Source organism: Castellaniella denitrificans, from assembly GCF_027214045.1.
GTDB classification, from domain to species: domain Bacteria; phylum Pseudomonadota; class Gammaproteobacteria; order Burkholderiales; family Burkholderiaceae_B; genus Castellaniella; species Castellaniella denitrificans_A.
In genome coordinates, this window is the sequence record NZ_JAPWHE010000017.1 from 1 (window position 1) to 24370 (window position 24370).

Genomic DNA, 24370 nt, shown 5'->3' on the forward strand with positions numbered 1-24370 from the left:
GGCGAAGGTCACCACGGTCATGGCGGCCAGGAGAAAGGCGATCAGGCCTTCCTCGATGTGTTCCAGCCAGTTTTTCACAATGGAAGAATCTCCTGTCCAGAATGCGAAACGGCCGCTGGAAAGCGGCCGTGTCCAGGCGGTCGGGAAATCCCGCGCCTTATTGCTGATTCGAAGCGACGGCTGCGTCGATGATGTCCTTGCCGATCTGATCCTGGAATTTGTCCCAGACCGGTTTCAGGGCGGAACGCCAGGCGGCGACGTCTTCCTTGGACAAGGTCTGGATCTTCGCCTTGCCGGCCTCGGCAATGAGCTTCTGATCGCGATCGTTGATCTCGGCGGCCAGTTTGTTGGCGTGTGCCGTGGCCCCGGCCATCGCCTTTTGCAGGCCGGCGCGCACGTCCTCGGGCAGGCCGTCCCACCAGCCGGAATTGGTGATCACCATGTAGTCCAGCGCGCCGTGATTGGTGATCGCGATGGTCTTCTGGACCTCGTGGAATTTCTGCGAATAGATGTTGGACCAGGGGTTCTCGGCGCCGTCGACCACACCGGTCTGCAGGGCCTGGTAGACCTCGGAGAAAGCCAGCTTCTGGGGGTTGGCGCCCAACTGGCGGAACTGGGCTTCGAGCACGTCGGAGGACTGGATGCGGAACTTCAGGCCCTTGACGTCCTCGGGGCGCACCAGTTTGTCCTTGTTGCTGGAGAGCTGCTTGAGGCCGTTGTGCCAGTAGGCCAGGCCCTTGATGCCCTTGGACTTCATCGAATCCAGCAGTTCCTGGCCTTTGGGGCTGGCCTGGAAGCGGTCCAGGGCCGCCATGTCGTCGAACATGAAGGGCAGATCGAAGATCTGCAGTTTCTTGGTGTAGCGGTCGAATTTCGCCAGGGATGGCGCGATGATCTGCACGTCGCCCAGCAGCAGGGCTTCCATTTCCTTGCCGTCGCCGAAGAGCTGGGAATTGGAGAACACCTGGACCTCGACCTTGCCCGGCAGGGCGGCCTCGGCCAGTTCCTTGAACTTGAGCGCGCCCTGGCCCTTGGGGGTGTTTTCGGCCACGACGTGGCTGAATTTCACGACGATGGGGGCGGCGTGCACGGTGGCGGCAGCCAGACCCAGCGTCAGGGACAGGCCGACGGCGGCGGCGATGCGGGAGGTCGCGAATTTCATGGGGGGGTCTCCGGGGTTGTGGGGCGCGCCATGCGGAAAAGGCGATGGCGTCCGGCTGACAATCTGCTGACTGAATGGCAGTTGAACGAGCGGAGTATAGGCAAGAATCGGTAATCGCGTCGACAGGGGCAAACCACTAGAAAAGACCCTTGCGACGGGATGGGGCCGGGCAGATTTCAGGCGCCGTCGTCGAGCCGCGCGCAGTCGACGGCCAGTGCGTCCAGGGCGGCATCGTCCAGCAGGCGGGCCGCCATCGGCAGCAGTTCCCCGTCGGCACGCGCCAGCCAGGCCAGGTAGTCGTCAGCCCATGTCGCGAGGTCAACGCCGACGGCCGCAACGGTGACCCCATCCAGGGCGGGTCGAGCCGTCTGGCGCCAGCGTCGGTCCAGGTCGGCCCGGTCCCGGACCAGACCGCCGGTCATGGCCTTGAGGCAGACGGCGTCGGATCCCGCCATGGACTCGATCAGCGCGGGAAAAAGGCGCTGTTCCAGGATGTCGTGCGCGGCACGCGCCGGACCATCGATCCAGGCGGCGAGGGCGGGCCAGTGGGCCGCGCGGCCGAGGGCTCCCTGGAGTCGCCGGCGGGTCTCGGCGTGAACGGCGTGCAGCCGGCCGATCGGGTCCGGCGGGGGCGGGGTGGACATGGCGACTCCTGTGTGGGGATGCCCTATCGTAGCGCTCCGGTCCGTTATCGAGTCAATGCTGTCCAGGTTTTCTATATTTCCATATTGAATAAAGAAATGGTTAACAAATCGTTGTTGCTCATTAAGGCGGATCGTTAAAGTATTGAACATCATTGAATCAATCCTCTGCCGGCGATTTTCCGCATATGAACCTTTCCTTCAGACAAGTTGAAAAGCACTTCGGCGACCTGCGGGTGGTGGAGTGCTTCGAACGCGACATCGCCCCGGGCGAACTGGTGGCGCTGGTCGGTCCGTCGGGCTGCGGCAAGTCCACGCTGCTGCACATGGCCGCGGGTCTGGAAAAACCCTCGGCCGGGCAGGTGCTGGCCGAAGGCCGGCCGGTGCGCAGACCCGATCCCAGCCGCATGCTGATGTTTCAGGAAAACGCCCTGTATCCCTGGTTGACCCTGGTCCAGAATGTGGCCATGGCCCTGGAACTGCAGAAAATCGGCCGGGCCGAGGCCCGGCGCCAGGCGCGATTGTGGCTCGACAAGGTCCGGCTCAAGGGGTTCGAGGACTATTTCCCGCACCAGGTCTCGGGCGGCATGCGCCAGCGCTGCGCCCTGGCGCGCGCCTTCATCACGCACCCCGAGGTGCTGTTGCTGGACGAGCCCTTCGGCGCGCTGGATGCGCTGACCCGCATGACCTTGCAGGACGCCCTGCGCACCTTGATCCGCGAAACCCGGCCCACGGTGCTGCTGGTGACGCACGATGTGGACGAGGCGCTGTTCCTGGCCGACCGCATCCTGGTCTTCAGCGCCCGGCCGTCGCGCGTGCTCAAGGAATTTCACCTGTCGGACACCGACAAGACCCACGATCTGTCGAATTTCGCCGCCATGCGCAGGGAAATTCTGAGCCTGCTGGGCATCGTCGGCGACACCGAACACTCATCTTCCATTCCCGAGGAACTCGCAGCATGAAACTGAATCGTTTTCTGAGGCCGGGCCGCCGCTTCCTGCTCCCGCTGTTCGCCGCGCTGGCGCTGGCGTCCCAGGCGCAGGCCGCCGAGCCCTTCAAGGTCGGCTACATTCGCGTCATGGACGACGCCCAGGCCATCGCCGCCTACGAAGGCAAGTTCTACGAAAAGCAGGGACTGGACGTGCAACTGGTCGAGTTCAAGTCGGGCACCGACCTGATCAAGGCCATCGTCGGCGGCCAGCTCGACACCGGTGTGCTGGGATTCACCAATGCCGCGTCCTGGTCCTCGCGTGGCGCGGACCTGAAGGTCGTCGGCGGCGCGCAGCGTGGCTTCCATGCGCTGGTGGTGCGCGAAGACGCGGGCATCAAGGACGTGGCCGGCCTGAAGGGACACACCCTGGCCTCCCAGAAAGAAGGCAGCACGGCCGATACGGTGCTGCGCGGCGTGGTGCTGAAGAACGCGGGCCTGGCGCCCGAGGACGTGTCCATCCTGGGCGTGAGCCCGCAGGTGGCCGTGCAGTCCCTGGTCGGCAAGCGCGTGGACGCGGCTTTCCTGTTCGAGCCCCAGGCCAGCATCGCCCAGTTGATCGCACCGGTGAAACAGATCTACGAGATTGGCGAGGTCTGGCCCTTCCCCTGCATGGTGACGATCACGTCGGGCGAGACCCTGAAGAACAAGAAAGATCAGGTCTGGAAATCGCTGGACGCTCAGCGTGAGGCCATCGACCTGCTGCAGCAGAAGCCCGACGAGGCCGCCAAGCTGATCGCCGGCTATTTCATCGCCGAGCCGACCTTGAAGACGCTGGAGCACGGCGACGTGCCTCGCGAGCAGGTCATCAGCAAGGCGATCCAGACCCAGACCTTCAGCGCCGCGTTGACGCCGCAGGACTTGTCGCGCATGCAGGAGGTGGCCGACATCATGCAGGCGCAGGGCTCGCTCAAGACCAAGGATGGCAAGCCCTACGAGGTGAAGTCCATCGTCGATCTGGACTGGCAGCACGCCCGCAAGCTTTGATGGGGGGCAGGGTGCGATAATGTGGCGCCCTGTTCACTGCGCCTGTGCGCTCAGGCCGCGGCTTGCTGCGGAAAGTGAACGGGCTGAAATCCTGATGGCCGGGCGTATGCTCGGCCATGCCATGTCTGGAATCCATGAGTAAAAAACGACGCCTTTCTCCCGCCGCGCGCAAGCTGGCCATGCTGATCGCCATCGCCGCCATCCTGCTGTTCTGGCAGATGGCCGCCTGGACCCTGCCGGACTTTTTGATGCCGGGCGTGCCCAAAGTGCTGGAACGCGTATGGCAGGATATCCAGACCGCCGAGTTTCGCGCCATCCTGGCCGGCAGCATGGGGAGGCTGGGTGTCGGCTATGGTTTCGCGCTGCTGTTCGGCATCGGCTTCGGTCTGGCCGGCGGGCTGCTGGTGTTTTTCCGCGAAGTCCTGAAGTCCGCCATCATCGTGCTGCAGTCGATCCCTTCGATTGCCTGGGTGCCCCTGTTCCTGATTCTGATGGGTTTCGGCAACGTGCCCATCATCGTCGTGATCGCGTTGGCGGCGTTCTTTCCGGCGGCCCTGTCGGTGATGAACGCGACCGAGAGCGTGCTGCAGACCCATGTGTCCGCCGCACGCGTCATGGGGGCCAACCCCTGGGACATGCTGAGGCGTGTTTATCTGCCAGCCGTCATGCCGGAATTGATCACCGGGGCCCAGTTGGCCTTCGGCAACGCCTGGCGGGCGCTGATCTCGGCCGAAATGCTGATCGGTTTCGGTCAGGGGCTGGGTCGTTCGCTGGCTTATGCGGGCGAGACGGCGGACATGGTGGGCGTGATGGCCAACATTCTGACCATCGCCATTCTGGCCACGCTGATCGACCAAGTGTGCCTGGAAAATATCAAGCGCAAGGTGCTGCGCTATCAATACGTGTGAGGCCCGGCAATCGGCCGATTGACATGAAAGACTTTCCGAATGCGTTCTCCCGGCCCGGCCTGCTGGCCTTGCTGGTGGCCGGGGCGCTGATCACTCCCCGGTCCGGCGCCGCCTCGGGCGCACCGCTGTCGGCCGCGGGCGATGGATGGAGCCTTGGGGTGGCCGAGGTGCCCGCGCCCCGGGTGCCGGGTGCCAAGGTCCGCACCACGGCACGCGTCGAAGTCCTGGCCGGACAGGTCGGGCAGGGCGCCGCGCCTTTGCAGGCGGTGTCCGCCGCACAGGCTGCGCGACAAGTCGCCGATGGCACGCTGGATGTCTGGGTGGGCGTATGGTCCGGCGAAGGCGGGCCCCAGGCAGGGGTGCGTGTTTCGCGGTTGGTCTGGTCGGCCGGCCCCATGGCGATCATGCGTACCGATACCGACATCCATGCCTGGTCCGACCTGAGCGGGCGGACCGTCTGTCTGAGTGCGGACGGCCGCGTGTCCGGCGAATTATCGGCCCGTTTCGGCGCGATCGAACAGATCTATGCTTCGGCGGCCGACGCTTTGCTGGCGCTGCGGATCGGCCAGTGCGACGCGGCCGTGCAGGACGAGGATTTCATGAAGCAACTGCTGGCGTTTCCCGAGTGGCGGAAATTCTCGTCGCGACTGGCGCCCTATCGACCCCAGGTGTTGACGCGGCTGATGCGAGACGATCTGTCCGCGCCCCGCCAGGCGGCCGTGCGCCGGGCGACGTCGCCGCAGCGGTTGCGCGAACTGGCGCGTCAGCAGGCTCGGGACATCGCCTTCGAGGTCTATCTTGACCAGACGGTGCCGGACTGCCACTGAGGTCGTTTGGGAAAAAAGGGGCGCGGAAGGGCGCCGCCGGAGGACGCGAAGCCGTGCTTTTGCAGCCGCGTCGGATGGGGAAAGAGACTGGCCGGAGCCGGCGATCAATGACGGCGACGGGGCGGCGGCGCACTGCCAGCGCCGGGACCGCGGTTCAGATGGCGGAAGGTGATGCGGCCCTTGGTCAGATCGTAAGGCGACATTTCCAGGGTGACCTGGTCGCCGGCCAGAATACGGATGTGGTGCTTGCGCATCTTTCCGCCGGTGTAGGCAATGACGGGATGTCCGTTGTCCAGGGTCACGCGGAAACGGGAATCCGGGAGGACTTCCGTCACGGATCCATGCATTTCGAGCAGTTCTTCTTTAGCCATTGTGGTGTGCTCCGGTGAGTGGGACAAAGAGTCAGCGGGCACGCGGCGCTTTTTGGGCGCTGCATGCGGGCGGGGTCGCGGGACGATCGGAATCCGGGCAGGGGTACGAGACCCCCGAGGGGACGGCGGGAAGAATCCCGCGTAGACTGGCAAAAATGCAGCCAGAATTGAAAACCGCTGATTATCAAGCACTTATATGATAATGCTTGAAGAGTTTTATGTCAAGAACTTGAGGGCCCCAGCTTTGCCGCACAGCGGGGTGCGGGCTTCTTGCAGTTAGAATTCCCGCTGATGCCCGTTTCCAGAACCTGAATGAACGAACGACTCAATCCCGGCACGGTGGTCCTGCTGCTGATTCCGCCCCTGATGTGGGCGGGCAACGCCGTCGTCGGCCGTGCGGTGTCCCAGATGGTGCCCCCGCTGACCCTGAATTTCCTGCGCTGGTCGCTGGCCCTGGCGCTGCTCCTGCCATTGGGCCACCGGGTGCTCGGGGCGGGCAGCGCCGTCTGGCGGGAATGGCGGCGCTATGCCGTGCTTGGCCTGCTCGGGGTCGGGCTTTACAACTCGCTGCAATACCTGGCGCTGCACACTTCGACGCCGGTGAACGTGACGTTGGTGGCGGCCAGCATGCCCGTCTGGATGCTGATCGTGGGCCGGGTATTCCACGGGGTGGCGATCCGGCCGGCCCAGGTGGCGGGTTCGGCGCTGTCGCTGGCGGGCGTGGCCGTCGTTCTGTCCCAGGGCGAGTGGAGTCAGTTGCTGGCGTTGCGCTTTGTCATCGGGGATCTGCTGATGGTGCTCGCCACCATCGTCTGGGCCTTCTATAGCTGGCAGTTGACCCGGGTGCCGACGGATGCGCCGGTGCGGGCGCATTGGGCCGGTTTCCTTCTGGGGCAGGTGGTCTACGGCGTGGCCTGGTCTGGGCTGTTCGCCGCCCTGGAATGGGGCGTGACGGACTGGCGTATCGAGTGGGGTTGGCCGCTGGCGCTGACCGTGGCCTTCGTCGCCGTCGGTCCGGCGATCATCGCCTTTCGCTGCTGGGGGGCCGGGGTGCAGCGCGTGGGCCCGACGCTGGCGGGTTTCTTCAACAATCTGACGCCGCTGATCGCGGCCCTGCTGTCGCTGGGCCTGCTGGGCGAAACGCCGAAGCCTTTCCACGCCCTGGCCTTCGCCCTGATCATCGGCGGCATCGTCCTGTCGTCCCGGCAGCCGCGTGGGTGAGTCCGCCGCAAGCCCCGATCCTCAGGAGGGCGGGGTCGCGTCCTGGTTGTCTTACGCCAGCCTGGCGGCCAGCATGTTCGTGGTCGGCGCCTGCGTAGCCCTGAGCAAGCCGCTCGCCGCCGTGTTTCCCGTTTTCCTGCTGGGCTGGTTGCGTTTCGGCATCGGCGGCGCGGGCATGCTGCACTGGCTGCGCCGGCCGTCCTCCGAGCCTCCGCCGACCCCGCGCGTGCGTCTGCTGGTGTTTCTGGAAGCCTTCATCGGCAGTTTCCTGTTCACGGTCTTCATGGTCCTGGGCGTCAGCTACAGCGGCGCCGTGGCGGCCGGCGTCGTCATGTCGGCCATTCCGGCCACGATCGCGGTGCTCAGCCGGCTGGTGCTGCGAGAGGCGATCCGACCCCGGGTGCTGGCTGCCATCGCTTGCGCGGTCTCCGGGATCGCTCTCCTGGCGCTGACCCGGCCAGGTTCCGAAGGGGCGCCGGTCGATGAAGGCCATGGCGGCCGTTGGCTGGGCTACGCATTGCTGGGCGGCGCGGTCCTGTGCGAGGCCTGCTACGCGGTGATCGGCAAGCGGCTGACGGCCGTTCTTTCGTCCCGGCGCATCAGCGCCCTGATGAATCTGTGGGGTTTTGCGCTGATGCTGCCGGCGGGCGCCTGGGCCGCATGGCGTTTTGATTTTGGCGCGGTGCCCTGGACGGTGTGGTGGGTGCTGTTGTTTTACGGACTGGCATCGAGCTGGACCATCTGGTTGTGGATGACGGGCCTGCGCCGGGTGCCGGCCTCGCGCGCGGGGGTGTTCACCGTGATGTTGCCGGTCGGATCGGCCTGCGTCGGCGTCTGGATGTTGGGAGAACCTTTCGGGCTGCCGCAGGCCCTGGCCTTCGGCCTGGCTTTGGCGGGCCTGCTGCTGGCCGTCTGGCCTGATCGACCGGGGGGCCGCGGGGGCTGACTGGCTTGCCCTGGGGCCTCAGGCCGCTTCCCGGGCGTCCTCGATCAGGAGTTGTACGCTGGTGCGGCCTCCCCAGGTGTTGCAGTCCAGCCGGTAGACGGCCTCGATGAGGTCGGGCAAGGGTTCCGCGTGATTGAACCAGACGGCGTCCAGACGCTGGCCGTCGCGCTCCAGGAACAGCTTCAGATGCGTGTCTTTCAGCAGGCGCTGGTGCAGGACGCGGAACCGGTCCTGGAACAGTGGCGGCGGGAATCCGGCCCCCCATATCTGGTCGGCCAGCAGGCTGGCGGTCTCCGCGGTCATATAGTCCGGTTCCAGCGAGCCGTCGGTATCCAGGCGCGGTTCGAAGGATTCACGGGCGCCCAGGGTACGCACCGCGTCGTCGAAATGCCGTGAAAAGTCATCGAAGGCGGCGGTCCGGAGGGTCAGGCCGGCCGCCATGGCGTGGCCGCCGAACTGCAGGATGGCGCCTGGCAGGCGCTTGCTGACCAGGTCCAGCGCATCGCGCAGATGGACCTCGGGAATCGAGCGGCCCGAGCCGCGCAGGGTATCGCCGTCATCGGGCGCGAAGGCCAGGGCCGGGCGCCAGTAGGTTTCCTTCAGGCGCGAGGCCACCAGGCCGATCACGCCCGGGTGCCACCCGGGCTGCCAGACGCAGACGCTGGCGGCGCGGGCCTGGGCATGGGTGTCCAGATGCGCCAGGGCTTCTTCGCGCATGATGGTTTCCCGCGCGCGGCGTTCTCGGTTGATTCCGTCCAGCGCCTTTGCCAGTTCCAGCGCACGGGCGGGGTCGTCTTCCAGCAGGCAATGGATGCCCAGGCTCATGTCGGCCATGCGGCCGGCGGCGTTGATGCGCGGCCCCAGGGCGAAGCCCAGATCGTCCGTGCCGGCTCGAGCGGGATTCCGTCCGGCGACCTCGAACAGCGCGGCCAGCCCGACTTGCATGCGACCCTGGCGGATGCGCCTCAGTCCCTGGCCGACCAGCAGCCGGTTGTTGGCGTCCAGGCGCACCACGTCGGCCACCGTACCCAGGGCCACCAGATCGGCGTAGGTTTCGAGTTTCGGCCCACCCCTGGGAGGCAGGGCGCCGCGCGCGCGCAGCGCGGCGCGCAGGGCCAGCATGACGTAAAAGATCACCCCCACGCCGGCCAGGTGTTTGGATGGAAAGCCGCAGCCGGCCTGATTGGGGTTGACAATGGCCAGGGCGTCGGGCAACGCGGGGCCGGGCAGGTGGTGGTCGGTGACGATGACCTCGATTCCAGCGGCGCGTGCCGCCGCGACCCCCTCGATGCTGGCGATGCCGTTGTCCACCGTCACCAGCAGATCCGGCCTGCCGGCCGGGTGGCGCAGAGCCAGTTCGACCACGGCCGGCGACAGGCCGTAGCCGGTCTCGAAGCGGTTGGGGACCAGGAAGTCGACCTGGGCGCCCATCGCGCGCAGCGCACGCACGGCCACGGCGCAGGCCGTCGCGCCATCGCAGTCATAGTCGGCCACGATCAGCAGCCTCCGGTCCGCCTGGATTGCGTCGGCCAGCAATTGGCCGGCCCGGTCCACATGCGTGAGCCGGTTCGGCGGGATCAGGGCGGCCCATTCGGTGGGGCCGGTCTGGTCCAGGCCGCGGGCGGCCCACAGGCGGGCCAGCAGCGGGTGGACGCCGGCCGCGACGAGCGCCCGGGTCCGTACCGGATCGGCGTCGCGCGCCAGAATCAGCGGGCGCACCACCAGCGCCTCCAGTCCAGGGGTCGCAGGCGCCGCAGCCAGCCGGCGCGCGCGTCCAGTTCCACCGTGCGTTCGCGCCCGGTCAGCACCAGGGTGGGCGCGGCGCCGGCCAGGGGCGTGAAACAGCGTTGCTCCAGGTCCGCCAGCGCCTCGATCCAGCCACCCCAGTCCTGGGCGACGGCATGGGCCTGCAGGGCGGTCTCGATGCGCAGCTCGTCCGGAAGCGGGCGGCCCAGCTGGGTGCGGCGTGCGCCGCCGTACAACCACAGGCTGTTGATCGGCGCCAGGCCATCGCGCTGGCGCCGCAGGTTGACCGGATGTTCGTGCCAGGCCATCTGCAGGCCGTTGACCAGGCGCCGCCAGGGGCGCGCCGCAGGATCCTGCGGCCACCAGTCGTTGACGGCGCTGACGGCGACCAGCGCCGGGCTGGCGCAGGCCAGGCGGACGGGTCCGGACCAGCGCACCCGCCAGGTGTCTGGAGTGTCCTGCGTCAGGGCGATGCCGCTGTCTTCGATCAGTTCGCGGGCGGTGTCCATCAGGGCCGCGGACTGTTCGGCCGTGATCGCCAGCGTGTCGGCCGGCAGCAGGGCGGCGCCGTCGCGCGAGGGCGCCATGTGGATCAATTCCGCCAGCCAGACGGGTTCGTCGTCCGCGACGGACAGGCGCAGCGGCCCCAGACCTGCGCTAATATGCTCGTCTTGCGCCGGCGCGAATCCGCGTGCCTGGAGCAGCCAGTGTTCCAGCGGCGTGCACCAGGTGTCCGCAGCCGGACATGACGCCGTCCGGGGCGTGCCGCGGCCCAGCCAGCGGGCCAGGGTGGGGGCGCGTTGCGCCAGATGGGGCGCCAGTTCGGCGGCCACTTCGGGTTCGGGCAATGCCCCGGGGATCACGATGTGCATGGCGGAATTGTAGGGTATCGAACGGACGAGGATGGCGAGTCGCATGGCGTATGAATGGTGGATAGGGGCGCGCTACGCGGGCCTGGCCCGCGCGGGGCGGGGCGGCCGCCGGGGCGATCGCTTCGTGTCCTTCGTAGCGGCCAGCTCCATGGCGGGGATCGGCCTGGGGGTGGCGGCCCTGATCATCGTCCTGTCGGTGATGAACGGTTTCCAGACCCAGGTGCGCGACCGCATGCTGTCGGTGCTGCCCCACATCGAGTTGTACGTGCCGGGTGCCGACCATGAACAGGTGCTGGAACATTGGCGCGACCTGGCCGATGCGGCCCGCCAGGATCCGGCGGTCCGCGGCGCGGCCCCGTTTGTCGCGGCCCAGGGCATGCTGGTGCGCGGCCAGGGCCTGAGCGGCGTCCAGGTGCGCGGCATCGACCCGGCCATCGAACCGGAAGTGTCCGACCTGGCCGGCCAGATGGCCTCGGGCACGCTCGACAGCCTGACGCCAGGGGCCTTCCGCATGGTGGTGGGCAGCCAGATCGCCCAGTCCCTCGGGCTGACGGTGGGCGACACGGTCCTGTTGCTGGCGCCCCAGGGCTCGATTTCGCCGGCGGGCTTTACGCCGCGCATGCGCCAGTTCACCGTGTCGGGGATCTTTTCCTCCGGCTATTACGAATACGACGCCACGCTGGTGTTCATCGACGTGCGGGACGCGGCCCGGGTGTTCCGCGACAGCGGCGTCAGCGGCGTGCGCCTGCGCATCGACGACATGCAGCGCGCGCCCCAGGTGGCCCACGCCTTGCTCGGCCGGATGCCGGCGGGCGTGCGGGCCATGGACTGGACCCAGAACAACCGCACCTGGTTCGCCGCCGTGCAGACCGAGAAGCGCATGATGTTCCTGATCCTGACCCTGATCGTGGCGGTGGCGGCCTTCAATCTGCTGTCTTCTCTGGTGATGGCGGTCAAGGACAAGCGTTCGGACATCGCCATCCTGCGCACGCTGGGTGCCACGCCGGCCGAGATCGCGCGCATCTTCCTGATCCAGGGCGCCCTGATCGGCGTGGTGGGCACGCTGGGGGGCGTCGCGTTGGGCACATTGGTCGCCTACAACGTAGATGTGATCGTCCCCTGGATCGAGCATCTGCTGGGCATCCAGTTCCTGCCCCAGCAGATCTATTTCATCAGCGAACTGCCGTCCAATCCCCAGTTGGGCGACATCGCCGTGATCGGCGGGACGTCCCTGGTCCTGTCCCTGCTGGCCACGCTGTATCCCAGCTGGCGGGCATCCCGCCTGCAACCCGCCCGAGTGCTGCGTCATGACTGATTCCGTTGCCGCCGACGCCGTGCTGCGCGCCGAGCGTCTGGCCAAGACCTACGACGAGGGTGCCGGACGGGTGGAGGTTCTGCGGGACGTCAGCCTGACGGTCCATGCCCATGAGATGGTCGCCGTCGTCGGCGCCTCGGGTTCGGGCAAGAGCACGCTGCTTCACGTGCTGGGCCTGCTGGACGAGCCTGACACCGGGCAACTGTGGGTCGCCGGTCAGGCCGCCTCGGGGCTGGACGAGAAGCGCCGCAGTCGATTGCGCAATCAATCTCTGGGCTTCGTCTACCAATTCCATCACTTGTTGCCGGAATTCACGGCGCTGGACAATGTGGCCATGCCCCTGATCGTGCGCCGCATGCCCCGCGCACAGGCCCGGGATCTGGCGGCCGCGATGCTCGAACAGGTCGGGCTGTCGGCCCGGGCCGCGCACTTTCCGGGCCAGTTGTCCGGCGGCGAGCGTCAGCGCGTGGCCCTGGCGCGCGCACTGGTGACCCGCCCGGCCTGCGTGCTGGCCGACGAGCCGACCGGCAATCTGGACCGCCACACGGCCGCCGACATGTTCGACCTGTTGGCGCGCATCAACCGGGAATTGGGCACGGCCTTTGTCATCGTCACCCACGATCCGGCGTTGGCGGCCCTGGCGCACCGACGCTTTCACATGCAGGCGGGGCTGCTCGCAGAGGACACGGAAGAGGCCGGCTGAAGCGCCGTATCCGGCCGCTCGCGGCTGCGCGGAGCCGCCAGGTCCGAGTGCCCCCCGTGCGGACGTTCGAACGGAGGACCCATGCTGATCGACACCCACTGCCACCTGGACGCCCCGGAATTCGACGCCGACCGGCCGGCCGTGATCGAAAGGGCGCGGCGGGCGGGCGTCGGAATCATCGTGATTCCGGCCGTGATGCGCGCCAATTTCGAAGTCGTACGGGATCTGGCGCATGCCACGCCGGGCGCTTGCTACGCCCTGGGCATCCATCCCTTGTACGTCGATCGGTCTGCGGAGGCGGACCTGGACGCGCTGGATGCCGCGCTGACGGCGGCGCGGGGCGATCCCAAACTGGTGGCGATCGGCGAGATCGGACTGGATTTTTTCGTGCCGGCCTTCAATACGCCGGAATTGCGTGAACGCCAGGAACGGTTCTATGCGAGCCAACTGGATCTGGCGCAACGCCACGGCCTGCCGGTGCTGCTGCACGTGCGCCGGTCCCAGGACACGCTGCTCAAGCACCTGCGCCGCCGCCCGCCCATCGGCGGCATCGCCCATGCCTTCAATGGCAGCTTCCAGCAGGCGGAACAGTTCATCGCGCAGGGCTTCGCCCTGGGCATGGGTGGTGCCATGACGTTCGAGCGCGCCTTGCAGATCCGCCGTCTGGCGGCCGCATTGCCGGTCGAGGCTCTGGTGCTGGAAACCGATGCGCCCGACATCCCGCCCGCCTGGCTGGGGCGCGGCCCCGACGGCCACCCCCGGCCTGCGCGCAACGAACCGGCGGAAACGTTCCGCATCGCCCGGGTTCTGGCCGAATTGCGCGGTCTGGAAACCGATGTCTTGATCGAACGGTGCGCCGCCAATGCACGCAGGGTGCTGCCCCGGCTGGTGCATGTCCTCAACCGGCCGGGCTCAGCGTAGTTTCCCCGCCGGACCGTCATGCGCGTTGCGCGTCGCGGCGGCTGCTTCTCCCCTTACTCTGACGGAAGATTTCAATTTCCAGGGGAAGGCATGCTCGGGCGTGCGACGGTGGTGGCGGGGTTGGCCGGCGTGCTCGGCGCCCATCGGCTGGCCGATTTGCCAGGCGGTGGCGCCCTGGCGCTGGCATCTTGTGTGCTGGGCGTGGCGGGTTGGGCCATGTGGCGCGCGCATGCGCGCGCGGCGGCGCGGCCCGGCCGGGCGCGGGCGGGTGTCCTCGCCGCGCTGCGGGGTCCGATGCTCTGCCTGCTGAGCGCCTGGTCCGGTTTCGTCTTCACTGTATTGTGCGCCCAGACGCGCCTGGATCAGTCGTTGGCCGCAATCAATGTGGACAAGGTGTCGCGCGTCACCTTGCGTGTCGACAGCCTGCCCCGGCTCCAGCCGGACCGGCTGGATTTCGAGGCCGTGGTGCTGGACGCGCATCCTGGCGGAGCTCCTGAGCGGATCCGGGTGCGCTGGCCCGCCGCTGGCTGGCGCGGTCCCTATGCGCCCGCTCGGCCGCCCGAAACGCCGTTTCCTGAAGTAAAGCCCGGACAGGTCTGGCGCATGGCCCTGGTGCTGCGACCGGTGCGCGCCGCGCTGAACTTTCATGCCTTCGATGCCGAGGCCCACGCCTTCGCCGCCGGCATCCGCGCGCAAGGGAGCGTGCGGGGTACACCGGAATGGCTGCGCGACGAGGACTGGGCCGGCCTGTCCGTGATCGCCGGGCGTGCGCGGCATGCGGTGCGCGAGGCCATGGCGCCGTCTCTGAGGGATCTGCGCTACGGTCCGGTGCTGCGGGCCCTGGCCATCGGCGACCAGGACGGCGTGGACGACGCCGACTGGACGGTGTTCAACCGCACCGGCATCACCCACCTGGTTTCCATCAGCGGTTCGCACATCACGATGCTGGCCGGAGCGGCCGCGCTGGCGGTGTCGTTCCTGTGGCGCCGCCTGCGTTGGCGCGGCCGTGTCCTGGCCGAGCGCTGGCCGGCCCGGCGGGCGGGCGCTGTCGCGGCGCTGCTGACCGCCTGGCTGTATTGCCTGCTGGCCGGCTGGGGCGTACCGGCGCGTCGCACTTTCATGATGCTGGCCGTGGTGGCGGGCGCCCAGGCCCTTCAACTGCGCATCAGCGGGTCGCGGGTGCTGGCGCTGGCGGCCGTGGCGGTCGTGGCGACGGACCCCTGGTCGGTGCTGTCGGGGGGATTCTGGCTTTCGTTTCTGGCGGTGGCCGTGCTGCTGGCGGTCGGGGCGAGGGCGCAAGAGCAGTCTGCGGCGAGCGATCGCGCCGCCGCCGTGACCCCGCGGCTGCGGCGCGATCGCTGGCTCCGTGGCCTGAAGCTTGCGACGCGCCTGCAATGGGCCGTGACCTGGGCGTTGGCGGCGCCGCTGGCCTGGACCTTCCATGAGGTCTCGCTGGTGTCCCCGCTGGCCAATGCCTACGCCATTCCGGTCATTGAGTTGCTGGTCACGCCTCTGTCGCTGCTGCTGGCCGCCGTGGCGCTGGCGCCGGGCATGGAGTCCGTCGCGGCCATCCTGGCCTGGCTGGCGCATGGCCTGCTGGCTCTGATGATGCGGCCGACCGAATGGCTGGCCGCCTTGCCCGCCTGGCCTGTGCCCGCCGGACCGGCATGGGTGTATCTGCTGGGCATGGCCGGAGTGGCGGTGGCGCTCTGGCCGGGGGCCTGTCCGCTTCGCCATCGTGCCTGGGCCTGGTTCGCGCTGGTGCCGATGTTGCTGTGGCCGCCGGACCGTCCCGGCGATGGAGAATGGGATCTGCACGCTTTGGACGTGGGGCAAGGCAGCGCATTGCTGATTCGCACGGCGCGGCACTCGCTGCTGTTCGACGCGGGCGCGCGCCATGCGCGACATGCGGATGAAGGCGCCCGCACCGTCGTCCCGGCCCTGAAGGCGCTCGGCGTGGCCCGACTGGACGCGCTGATCGTGTCCCATGCCGACCTGGATCATGCCGGCGGGGTGCGCAGCGTACTGGCGGCGGTGCCGGCGAGGCAGGCTTTCGCGTCGTTCGATCTGGAATCCTGGCTGCGTGCCGAGACCCTCAAGCTGGGCGCCGAGACCACGCCCCTGCCGCAGGCGGCCTCGCCGTGCCGCTTCGGCGATCGCTGGCGCATGGACGGGGTCGAATTCGAGTTTCTCTGGCCGCTGGATGCGCGTGCGCGCCGCAAAGGCGTGGCGGCCAACGCCAGCAGTTGCGTGTTGCGGATACGAGGGGCGCACCACAGTCTGCTGCTGACCGGCGACATCGAACGGCGTGCCGAAGCGGCCCTGGTCGAGCGCGGCCTGACGCCGGCCGACATCGTCGTGGTTGCGCATCACGGTTCGCGGACATCGTCGTCCGCCGCCTTCGTCGATGTCGTGGCGGCGCGGCATGTGGTTTTCCAGGTGGGCGCCTGGAATCGCCATGGTCATCCGGACGCCGCTGTGGTGGCGCGTTGGCGTCGGGCGGGCGCGGGCCTGTGGCGCACCGATTTGCAGGGTGGAGTCGATGCCCGATCGCGCGCGGATGGGCTGGCGCTGTCCGGCGCCCTGGATGCGTCTCGACGCTACTGGCACGGGCGGCGTTTCTAGGCGCCGGGGTGCGTCGGTCGCGTGTCGCCCTCGAACAGGGCGAATCCGTTGCCACCGCCATGCTTCATCCGGTACATGGCCATGTCGGCATTGTGCAGGGCCATCTCGAGCGTCATGCCGGGTTCCAGGACCGCCGCGCCGATGCTGGCGCTGATCCGTGTATTGTCCTGGTCGAGCCGGTACGGCCGGGCGATGGCCTGGATCAGCCGTTCTCCCAGCGCCCGCAGGGCATCCAGGCTCTTTTGCCTGGGCAGCACGATCGCGAACTCGTCGCCGCCCAGGCGGGCCAGAAGATCGGAATCGCGCAGCAGATGGCTCATGCGTTGACCGGCTTCGATGAGCACCTGATCGCCGGCCGAATGGCCGTAGGTGTCGTTTACCGGCTTGAAGCGATCCAGATCGATCAGGAAAACCGCAACGAAGGTTTCCGGGCCGGATTCGGTCAGACTGATTTTTTCCACATAGTTCTGCAACTGCTGCCGATTGCCCAGGCCCGTCAGAGGATCGGTCAGGCTTTGCTGTTCCAGTTGCAGGTAATCCAGCAATTCGCGCAACAGGATCCGCAATTCACTCGCGGCCTCGTATTCGTAATCCTCCCAAGGCAGCGCCTGGCCCTGGGTCTGCTCTTTCCAGGCATCGAACGAACGCCTGGGGGAAAGTGCTGTTCCGGGAATATGGGTATCCGGCTTGTCGGGCGGGCCGGCCCATTCGATGTTTTCGGGTTGTTCGTGTCGCAGCAAGACAATGAAGTTGTCGTCGTCGACCTGGATGTGGAGCGCGCCACTGGCATGGCGGACCAGGGCGCCGTGCCGCGCCAGGTCATCGGGTATGCGGTTGTAGCCGTGGACCGGCGCCGTGGCGTTGCTTTGCAGCCAGCGCTTCAGGTCATTGAGCGGTTCGGTCGCGGGCAACTGGCCGCAATGGTAGTCCGTCCGCCTGAAATAAGCCCAGGCGCCGTCCGCCTTGAAAGCCTGTCGGACGCGCTCGAGTTGTTGATGGATTGCGTCGTCGGTGGGCCCGCGGGTTTGCAGGTCCTGTTTCAGGCGTGCGCGATACATCGAGTGCTCGTGGCGCGCGTTCGCGCGGCCGAGCTGCCGCAGCCCGCCGATGTGCAAGGCGGCGGTATTGGCCATGTGTTCGCACAATAGCCGCACGGCGAACGGCAAGCGGCGGGGCTGGAGGCTGTGGCATACCACCAGCCCCCACAGCGCGCCGTTGACCACGATCGAGACGCTGAACGATGCGGCCACCCCCATGTTTTTCATGTATTGGATATGGGCGGGATGCGCGGCGCGCAGCTCGGAATGGGTCAGGTCGAGGGGTTCGGAGCCGGGATGGATGATGGGGACCGGGTCGGCGTGCGCGTCGGCGATGAGCCGCTGACGCTTGATCACGTAAAGCGAGCGGGCGTTCTGAGGAATGTCGTTTGCGGGGAAATGCTGGCCCAGGTAACCGCGTATGCCGGGTTTGAGCGCTTCGGCAATGACTTTGCCGTGCCAGTCATGCAGGAATTGCAGCAAGATGACGCGGTCGAAGCCCGTGCTCAGGGCAATGTGACGCATGAGGCACTCGGCGGCCTGTTCGGGGGTGCTTTGGGTCGCCAGCGCCGCGGTGCATGCCGCCAGCAGGGCGCCACGGGACTGGGCCAGTTCGTCAGGCAGTTCGCCTTCTATGTGTTTCTGGCGATATTCGATCTCGATCAGCGTGCGATTCGCCCAGTGGTGGCCGGCGAGCACGAGGTCCCGGTTTCCCAGCTTCAGCGCCCGCAAATGACTGCCCGCGATTCCCAGATGGTTCATTTCCTTCAGCGCGCCGGGCAGCGGCAGGCTGGGGAAAATGGCTTGCCAGGGCTGTCCGATCAATTGCGCCGCTTCCTTGTCCAGCCATTCGGCGATGTTGGTCGAAGCGCCGACGAAGCGCTGCTGGTCGTCGAGCACGAGCAACCCGCCGTGCGGCTGGATGCCGCCGGCGAGGTGCAATGGCGCGGTCAGGCAGTCAGTGAAAACAGGATCGGTCAGTGCCATGGGCATGTGTGCTGAATACCTGGATGAAATGAGAGAAGGTGGCGTCGGCGCCTTGGCGCAGCGCGCCGGGTTCGATGTGCCGTTGTTCCGTCCGCAGATATTCCAGCAGTGCATGCCAATGCTGCGACATGTGTGCCTGATGATCCCAGTATGATCGACTTTTTTCAAGCATCAGCGGACAGTGCTTCAGCAGTCGGGCCGTGATGAACCGCGCGCCCTGCGTGGCGCCTTCAAGCACGTACCGGATGCCCAGATAGGCGGCAATGCCGTCATGCCAGCAAGGAAGGACCGTCCCGTCGCCTGGCGTATCCTTCGATTGGATTGCCGCATCGGAGGCGCGGGCGGGCGCGGCGGTTTCGCGAGCCGCGTCCGGCACGTGTCGGGTCAATTGTTCGATGTCCTCGCGCAGCGCGGGCAGGCGCGACTGATAGGCGGGCAGCGCTGCGGGTGCGTGACTGGCCAGGCCGGCCAGCCAGGCCTCGGTCGAGGCGTGCGCGGCATGCAGATGCCGCAGGCAGCGCACATAAGTGTCCGGATCCAGCCCGGGTTGCAGCAGGGCGTTCAGCAGGGGCGATCTGTCCAGTGTCTGGTGGCGCGTACGGGTTTGCTCGCGCAGCCAGGCATGCAGGTCATTTTCAGGCGTGTGTTTCGTGATCATGAGGCGCTTCTGGAATCAGGCATGCCTGACAAGCCTTATTATGCGGCACCCGGGCATCCCGTGGCGCCGGAGCGGTGCAAGGTCGCGCGGCACCGGCCCGTCGTTGTACAGTGTGCTGGAGTCGTCCTGTCGTTGCCCAGGCATACCTAGTGGTTTTCGCGGTCTTGCGCGAACATGCGGGATCGGCGATGATCCGGCAGCCGTCCACAAGACGACTGTGGTCCTTTCGAGAACGCCCCGGACGCGGGGATTCTCCTGCGGGCTTGTGAAAAATCCAAAAGATTTTTGCGACCATGACACAGACACCTCTGAAATTCTACGTGCCCGAACCCTCGGGGCGTCCCGGTCAGGCGACCGACTTTTCCTACCTGCGCCTGCAGCCCGCCGGGGCGGCGCGCAAACCCCCCATCGACATCACGCCTTACGACACCCGCGACCTGGCCATCGGGCTGATCCGCGTGCTCGATGAGCATGACGAGGCCCAGGGCCCCTGGGCCGAGGACCTTCCGGACGACGATCTGCTGCGCCGCGGCCTGCGTGCCATGGTCAAGACGCGGATCTTCGACGCGCGCATGGTCATCGCCCAGCGGCAGAAGAAGACCTCGTTCTACATGCAGTGCCTGGGCGAGGAGGCCATCGCCATCGGCCAGTCGCTGGCGTTGCGCGAGGGCGACATGCATTTCCCGTCCTACCGTCAGCAAGGCCTGCTCATCGCCCAGGACTATCCCCTGTTCGACATGATGTGCCAGATCTTCTCCAACGATCAGGATCCGCTGAAAGGCCGCCAGTTGCCGGTGCTGTATTCGGTGCCGGAAAAGGGGTTTTTCACCCTGTCGGGCAACCTGGGCACGCAGATGCCCCAGGCGGTGGGCTGGGCCATGGCCTCGGCCATCAAGGGCGACACCCGCATCGCCTGCGGCTGGATCGGCGATGGCGCCACGGCCGAATCGGATTACCAGACGGCGCTGCTGTTCGCGCACGTGTACCGGGCGCCGGTGATCCTCAATGTGATCAACAACCAGTGGGCGATCTCCACCTTCCAGTCCGTCGCGGGCGGCGAGGGCATCACGCTGGCGGCGCGCGGCATCGGTTCGAACGTGGCCTCGCTGCGCGTGGATGGCAACGATTTCCTGGCCGTCCACGCTGTGTCCCGCTGGGCCGCCGAACGGGCGCGCAACAACCACGGCGCCACGCTGATCGAATGGGTCAGCTACCGGGCCGGCCCGCACTCCACCTCCGACGATCCGTCCAAGTACCGGCCGGCCGACGACTGGTCGCGGTTTCCTTTGGGCGACCCGATCGCGCGCCTGAAGAACTACATGCTCAAGCGCGACATCTGGTCGGAACAGGAACATCAGGAACTGCAGAAGGCCTGCGAGGCAGAGGTCGTGGCCGCCCAGAAAAAGGCCGAGGCCCACGGTACGCTGGCCACTGGGCGCACCAGCAGCGTGGCGACCATGTTCGAGGATGTGTACAAGGACATGCCGGAACATCTGCGCCGGCAACGCCAGGAACTGGGAGTGTGAGCATGGCACAGGAAAAAACCAAGACCCGTCCCATGACGATGATCCAGGCCCTGCGCTCGGCCATGGACGTCATGCTGGAACGGGACGATAACATCGTCGTCTTCGGCGAGGACGTCGGTTATTTCGGCGGCGTGTTCCGCTGCACCGAGGGCCTGCAGGCCAAATACGGCCAGTCGCGTGTGTTCGACGCGCCGATTTCCGAGAGCGGCATCGTGGCGGCGGCCATCGGCATGGGCGCCTATGGCCTGCGGCCGGTGGTCGAGATCCAGTTCGCCGACTATTTCTATCCGGCGGCCGACCAGATATTTTCCGAGGCCGCGCGCCTGCGCTACCGCTCGGCGGGCGGCTACACCGCGCCACTGACGATCCGCATGCCCTGCGGCGGCGGGATTTTCGGCGGACAGACCCACAGTCAGAGTCCGGAAGCCCTGTTCACGCACGTGACCGGCCTGCGCACCGTGATGCCGTCCAACCCCTACGACGCCAAGGGCCTGCTGATCAGCTCCATCGAGAACGACGATCCGGTCATCTTCCTGGAGCCCAAGCGCCTGTACAACGGCCCCTTCGACGGCCATCACGACCAGCCGGTCGTGCCCTGGTCCAAGCATCCGCTGGGCAACGTGCCCGAAGGCTATTACACCGTGCCGCTGGATTCGGCCTCGCTCTATCGCGAAGGCCGGGACCTGACCGTGCTGACCTACGGCACCATGGTGTACGTGGCCGAGGTCGCAGCCCGCGAGGCCGGCATCGAGGCCGATATTCTCGACCTGCGCAGCCTCTGGCCGCTGGACATGGACGCGATCCTGAATTCGGTGCGCAAGACCGGTCGTTGCGTGGTGCTGCACGAGGCCACCCGCACCAGCGGTTTCGGCGCCGAACTGTGCGCGCTGGTCCAGGAGCATTGTTTCTATCATCTCGAAGCCCCCGTGGAACGCATCACGGGGTGGGACACGCCGTATCCCCATTCGCATGAATGGGCTTATTTCCCCGGCCCCAAGCGGGTCGCGGAGGCGTTCAAACGCGTGTTCCGGGAGGCATAATGGGCATTCACATCATCAAGATGCCGGACATCGGCGAAGGCATCGCGGAAGTCGAACTGGTGGAATGGCACGTCCAGGCGGGCGATGCCGTGGTCGAGGACCAGATCCTGGCCGACGTCATGACCGACAAGGCCACCGTCCAGGTGCCGTCCCCGGTGCATGGGCGCGTCATGTCGCTGGGCGGCAAGGTCGGCGACGTCATGGCGGTGGGGTCCGAACTCATCCGCCTCGAGGTCGAGGGCGAGGGCAACGAAGGCACGGTCGGGGCGACTTCCCGGGCGGCATCCGTCACCGAGCCGGTCGCCGTGTCGGCTCCTGACGTGCCGGAACCGGCGCCCGCATCCCGTCCTGAATCAGCCGAGTCCCGCCCCGCGGGGCGGGCGGCGGTCCCGGCCGCCTCAGAACGCGAATCCGCTCCGGTGTCCGCCGCGCGCGGCGCGATGGCGCCGCACGCGGCCTCCCACGCACCGTCCCGCCCCGAGGGCCAGCGCCCGCTGGCTTCGCCTGCCGTGCGCCGCCGGGCCTGGGACCTGGGCATCACCCTGCAGTACGTGCCGGGCACCGGCCCCGCCGGCCGGATCACGCACGGCGACCTGGACGCCTGGCTGGCGCGCGATCGCAACGCGACTTCGAACCGCACCACCGGCGCGCTCTACGCCGCCCAGGACCAGGAAACGCAAATTCCCGTCATCGGCCTGCGGCGCAAGATCGCCCAGAAGATGCAGGAGGCCAAGCGCCGCATTCCGCACTTCACCTACGTCGAGGAAATCGACGTGACGGAACTGGAATCGCTGCGCGCGCGGCTGAACGCCCTGCATAGCGCCGAGCGCGGCAAGCTGACCCTGTTGCCGTTCCTGGCGCGCGCCATGGTGCTGTCTTTGCGTGAATTTCCTCAGATCAACGCCCGTTACGACGACGACGCGGGGGTCGTGACCCAGTATGGCGCCGTGCACCTGGGCGTGGCGGCGCAGACGCCATCGGGCCTGATGGTGCCGGTATTGCATCACGCGGAAACCCTGGACCTGTGGTCCTGCGCGGCGGAAGTCGCGCGCCTGGCCGAAGCCGCCCGTCAGGGCAAGGCGGCGCGCGACGAACTGAGCGGCTCGACGATCACGCTGACCAGTCTTGGCGCGCTCGGGGGGATCGTGTCCACGCCGGTCATCAATCACCCTGAAGTCGCGATCGTCGGCGTCAACCGCGTGGTCGAACGCCCCGTGTTCCAGGAGGGCCGGGTCGTGGCGCGCAAGCTCATGAACCTGTCCTCGTCCTTCGATCATCGCGTGGTCGACGGCATGCACGCCGCCGAGTTCATCCAGTGCATCCGGCGTTACCTGGAGTGCCCGGCGCTCTTGTTCGTGGAGTAAGCAGCATGTCCAATCCCATCAATACGACTTTGCTCATCATCGGCGGCGGCCCCGGCGGCTACGTGGCGGCCATCCGCGCGGGCCAGTTGGGCATCCCCACCGTGCTGGTCGAGGGCGACGCCCTGGGCGGAACCTGCCTGAACATCGGCTGCATTCCGTCCAAGGCGCTGATCCACGTGGCCGAGCAATTCCACGCGCTGCAGGGCTATGCCGGGGATTCGCCGCTGGGCATCCGCGCCGAGGCGCCCGGGATCGACCTGGCGCGCAGCGTCGCCTGGAAGGACGGCATCGTCAAGAAACTCACGACCGGCGTCGGCGCATTGCTGAAAAAGCACAAGGTCACGGTCGTCCAGGGCTGGGCGCGCATCGTCGACGGCAAGACCGTGGACGTTGATCCCGTCGCCAAAGGCAAGGCCGGCGCGCCCCAGCGCATCCGTTGCGAGCACCTGCTGCTCGCCACGGGGTCTGAGCCCGCCGCGCTGCCTTTCATGCCCTTCGGCGGCCCGGTGATCTCTTCGACCGAAGCGCTGTCGCCCAAAAAACTGCCGAAATCCCTGGCCATCGTCGGCGCGGGGTACATCGGCCTGGAGCTGGGTACTGTCTACCGCAAGCTTGGTGTGAAGGTCGACGTGATCGAGGCCCAGGACCGGATCCTGCCGATCTATGACGCCGATCTGGTCAAGCCGGTGCACGCCGCGCTGAAGGCTCTGGGCGTTGGCCTGCATCTTCAGACCCAGGTGCTGGGCCTGACCGAGGACGGCAAGGGCCTGCGGGTCCAGTCGGGCAAGACCGAGGATGTGTTGCCCGCTCAGCAAGTGCTGGTGGCCGTCGGCCGCAAGCCTCGCAGCCGGGGCTTCGGACTCAGTTCCCTGATGCTCGACATGGATGGCCTGGCGGTTCGCGTGGACGACCGCTGCCGCACGTCCATGACCGGGGTCTGGGCCATCGGCGACCTGACGGGCGAGCCCATGCTGGCGCACCGCGCCATGGCGCAGGGCGAATGCGTGGCCGAGCAGATCGCCGGCCACACGCGGCGCTTCGTGCCGGCCGCGATCCCGGCCGTGTGCTTCACCGATCCGGAAGTCGTCACGGCGGGGCTGTCGCCGCGGCAGGCGGCCGAGGCGGGCATCGACGCCATCGACGCGTCCTTCCCGCTGGCGGCCAATGGCCGGTCCATGACGCTGGAATCCACCGACGGCTTCGTGCGGGTCGTGGCGCGGCGCGACAATCATCTGATCCTGGGCTGGCAGGCCGTGGGCGGGGGCGTGTCGGAATTCGCCGCCGCCTTCGGCCAGTCCATCGAAATGGGTGCGCGGCTGGAAGACGTCGGCCACACGATCCACGCCCATCCCACTCAGGGCGAGGCGATCCAGGAAGCGGCCCTGCGGGCGCTGGGTCAGGCGTTGCACGTCTGAGTCCGACCGCCCGGATCCATCGGGCGGGGGGGGGGGGGGGGGGGGGGCGCGGGGGGCCGGGCGGGGGGGGGCCGGGGGGGGGGCCGGCGCGGGGGCCCGGGGCGGGGAGG

General features: G+C 67.4%; 21 protein-coding genes. 14 read left to right on the forward strand and 7 right to left on the reverse strand.

What is annotated here, in order from left to right:
* Positions 1-157: 157 nt before the first annotated feature.
* Both O4H32_RS14585 and O4H32_RS14590 read right to left on the reverse strand, forming a co-directional pair.
* A complete protein-coding gene (locus tag O4H32_RS14585; RefSeq protein WP_269360330.1) occupies positions 158-1162 on the reverse strand; it encodes a TRAP transporter substrate-binding protein in 1005 nt (334 codons plus the stop codon).
* A 176-nt stretch (positions 1163-1338) separates the two neighbouring features.
* Positions 1339-1806 carry a hypothetical protein gene (locus O4H32_RS14590; protein ID WP_269360332.1) on the reverse strand — a complete coding sequence of 156 codons (468 nt, stop codon included), beginning with the start codon at positions 1804-1806 and terminating at the stop codon, positions 1339-1341.
* A gap of 185 nt (positions 1807-1991) precedes the next feature.
* Between O4H32_RS14590 and O4H32_RS14595 the strand changes: the two genes are divergently transcribed.
* The 4 genes from O4H32_RS14595 (at position 1992) to O4H32_RS14610 (ending at position 5513) form a co-directional block, all read left to right on the forward strand.
* Complete coding sequence (locus O4H32_RS14595) at positions 1992-2765, forward strand: ABC transporter ATP-binding protein (protein ID WP_269360334.1); 774 nt, start codon at positions 1992-1994, stop codon at positions 2763-2765.
* Entirely contained in the window at positions 2762-3778 is a 1017-nt protein-coding gene (locus tag O4H32_RS14600) for an ABC transporter substrate-binding protein (protein WP_269360336.1), read from the forward strand. The genes O4H32_RS14595 and O4H32_RS14600 overlap by 4 nt, the downstream gene beginning before the upstream one ends.
* Positions 3779-3957: 179 nt before the next feature.
* Entirely contained in the window at positions 3958-4686 is a 729-nt protein-coding gene (locus O4H32_RS14605) for an ABC transporter permease (protein ID WP_407932666.1), read from the forward strand.
* Positions 4687-4709: 23 nt separating this feature from the next.
* The gene (locus O4H32_RS14610; protein ID WP_269360340.1) at positions 4710-5513 is read left to right on the forward strand and encodes a type 2 periplasmic-binding domain-containing protein; all 804 of its coding nucleotides are present in this window, start codon (positions 4710-4712) and stop codon (positions 5511-5513) included.
* Positions 5514-5617: 104 nt separating this feature from the next.
* Here the strand turns inward: O4H32_RS14610 and infA are convergent, their stop codons facing one another.
* On the reverse strand, positions 5618-5884 hold the full coding sequence (infA, locus tag O4H32_RS14615) for a translation initiation factor IF-1 (RefSeq protein ID WP_269360342.1): 267 nt from the start codon (positions 5882-5884) through the stop codon (positions 5618-5620).
* 312 nt (positions 5885-6196) lie between these two features.
* On the opposite strand from infA, the gene O4H32_RS14620 reads away from it, so the two are divergent.
* Both O4H32_RS14620 and O4H32_RS14625 read left to right on the forward strand, forming a co-directional pair.
* Positions 6197-7105: a DMT family transporter gene (locus O4H32_RS14620; protein WP_269360344.1), complete on the forward strand. Its 909-nt coding sequence runs from the start codon at positions 6197-6199 to the stop codon at positions 7103-7105.
* A 46-nt stretch (positions 7106-7151) separates the two neighbouring features.
* The gene (locus O4H32_RS14625) at positions 7152-8051 is read left to right on the forward strand and encodes a DMT family transporter (protein WP_269360345.1); all 900 of its coding nucleotides are present in this window, start codon (positions 7152-7154) and stop codon (positions 8049-8051) included.
* A gap of 18 nt (positions 8052-8069) precedes the next feature.
* Here O4H32_RS14625 and recJ read toward each other — a convergent pair whose 3' ends face one another.
* The gene (gene recJ / locus O4H32_RS14630) at positions 8070-9773 is read right to left on the reverse strand and encodes a single-stranded-DNA-specific exonuclease RecJ (protein ID WP_407932665.1); all 1704 of its coding nucleotides are present in this window, start codon (positions 9771-9773) and stop codon (positions 8070-8072) included.
* The gene (locus tag O4H32_RS14635; protein WP_269360349.1) at positions 9758-10669 is read right to left on the reverse strand and encodes a hypothetical protein; all 912 of its coding nucleotides are present in this window, start codon (positions 10667-10669) and stop codon (positions 9758-9760) included. Before O4H32_RS14635 ends, recJ begins: the two co-directional genes overlap by 16 nt.
* Before the next feature lie 43 nt (positions 10670-10712).
* Between O4H32_RS14635 and O4H32_RS14640 the strand changes: the two genes are divergently transcribed.
* From O4H32_RS14640 to O4H32_RS14655, 4 genes are all read left to right on the forward strand, one after another.
* Entirely contained in the window at positions 10713-11984 is a 1272-nt protein-coding gene (locus O4H32_RS14640) for a lipoprotein-releasing ABC transporter permease subunit (protein ID WP_269360351.1), read from the forward strand.
* Positions 11977-12687: an ABC transporter ATP-binding protein gene (locus tag O4H32_RS14645; RefSeq protein ID WP_269360352.1), complete on the forward strand. Its 711-nt coding sequence runs from the start codon at positions 11977-11979 to the stop codon at positions 12685-12687. The genes O4H32_RS14640 and O4H32_RS14645 overlap by 8 nt, the downstream gene beginning before the upstream one ends.
* Positions 12688-12768: 81 nt before the next feature.
* Entirely contained in the window at positions 12769-13608 is an 840-nt protein-coding gene (locus O4H32_RS14650) for a TatD family hydrolase (protein ID WP_269360354.1), read from the forward strand.
* A gap of 90 nt (positions 13609-13698) precedes the next feature.
* Entirely contained in the window at positions 13699-16233 is a 2535-nt protein-coding gene (locus tag O4H32_RS14655; RefSeq protein WP_269360356.1) for a DNA internalization-related competence protein ComEC/Rec2, read from the forward strand.
* Here the strand turns inward: O4H32_RS14655 and O4H32_RS14660 are convergent.
* Positions 16230-18257: a sensor domain-containing diguanylate cyclase gene (locus O4H32_RS14660; protein ID WP_269360358.1), complete on the reverse strand. Its 2028-nt coding sequence runs from the start codon at positions 18255-18257 to the stop codon at positions 16230-16232. The two genes, O4H32_RS14655 and O4H32_RS14660, sit on opposite strands and share 4 nt — an antisense overlap.
* On the reverse strand, positions 18229-18915 hold the full coding sequence (locus O4H32_RS14665; RefSeq protein WP_269360359.1) for a biliverdin-producing heme oxygenase: 687 nt from the start codon (positions 18913-18915) through the stop codon (positions 18229-18231). The genes O4H32_RS14660 and O4H32_RS14665 overlap by 29 nt, the downstream gene beginning before the upstream one ends.
* A gap of 293 nt (positions 18916-19208) precedes the next feature.
* On the opposite strand from O4H32_RS14665, the gene O4H32_RS14670 reads away from it, so the two are divergent.
* The 4 genes from O4H32_RS14670 to lpdA are packed head-to-tail and all read left to right on the forward strand — an operon-like array spanning position 19209 to position 24260.
* Positions 19209-20441: a 3-methyl-2-oxobutanoate dehydrogenase (2-methylpropanoyl-transferring) subunit alpha gene (locus O4H32_RS14670; RefSeq protein ID WP_269360362.1), complete on the forward strand. Its 1233-nt coding sequence runs from the start codon at positions 19209-19211 to the stop codon at positions 20439-20441.
* Positions 20442-20443: 2 nt separating this feature from the next.
* Positions 20444-21481, forward strand: coding sequence for an alpha-ketoacid dehydrogenase subunit beta (locus tag O4H32_RS14675; protein WP_269360363.1), 1038 nt, complete (start codon positions 20444-20446; stop codon positions 21479-21481).
* Positions 21481-22845, forward strand: a complete 1365-nt coding sequence (locus tag O4H32_RS14680; protein ID WP_269360365.1) for a dihydrolipoamide acetyltransferase family protein — start codon at positions 21481-21483, stop codon at positions 22843-22845. The genes O4H32_RS14675 and O4H32_RS14680 overlap by 1 nt, the downstream gene beginning before the upstream one ends.
* Positions 22846-22850: 5 nt before the next feature.
* On the forward strand, positions 22851-24260 hold the full coding sequence (lpdA, locus tag O4H32_RS14685) for a dihydrolipoyl dehydrogenase (protein ID WP_269360367.1): 1410 nt from the start codon (positions 22851-22853) through the stop codon (positions 24258-24260).
* Positions 24261-24370: the final 110 nt, after the last annotated feature.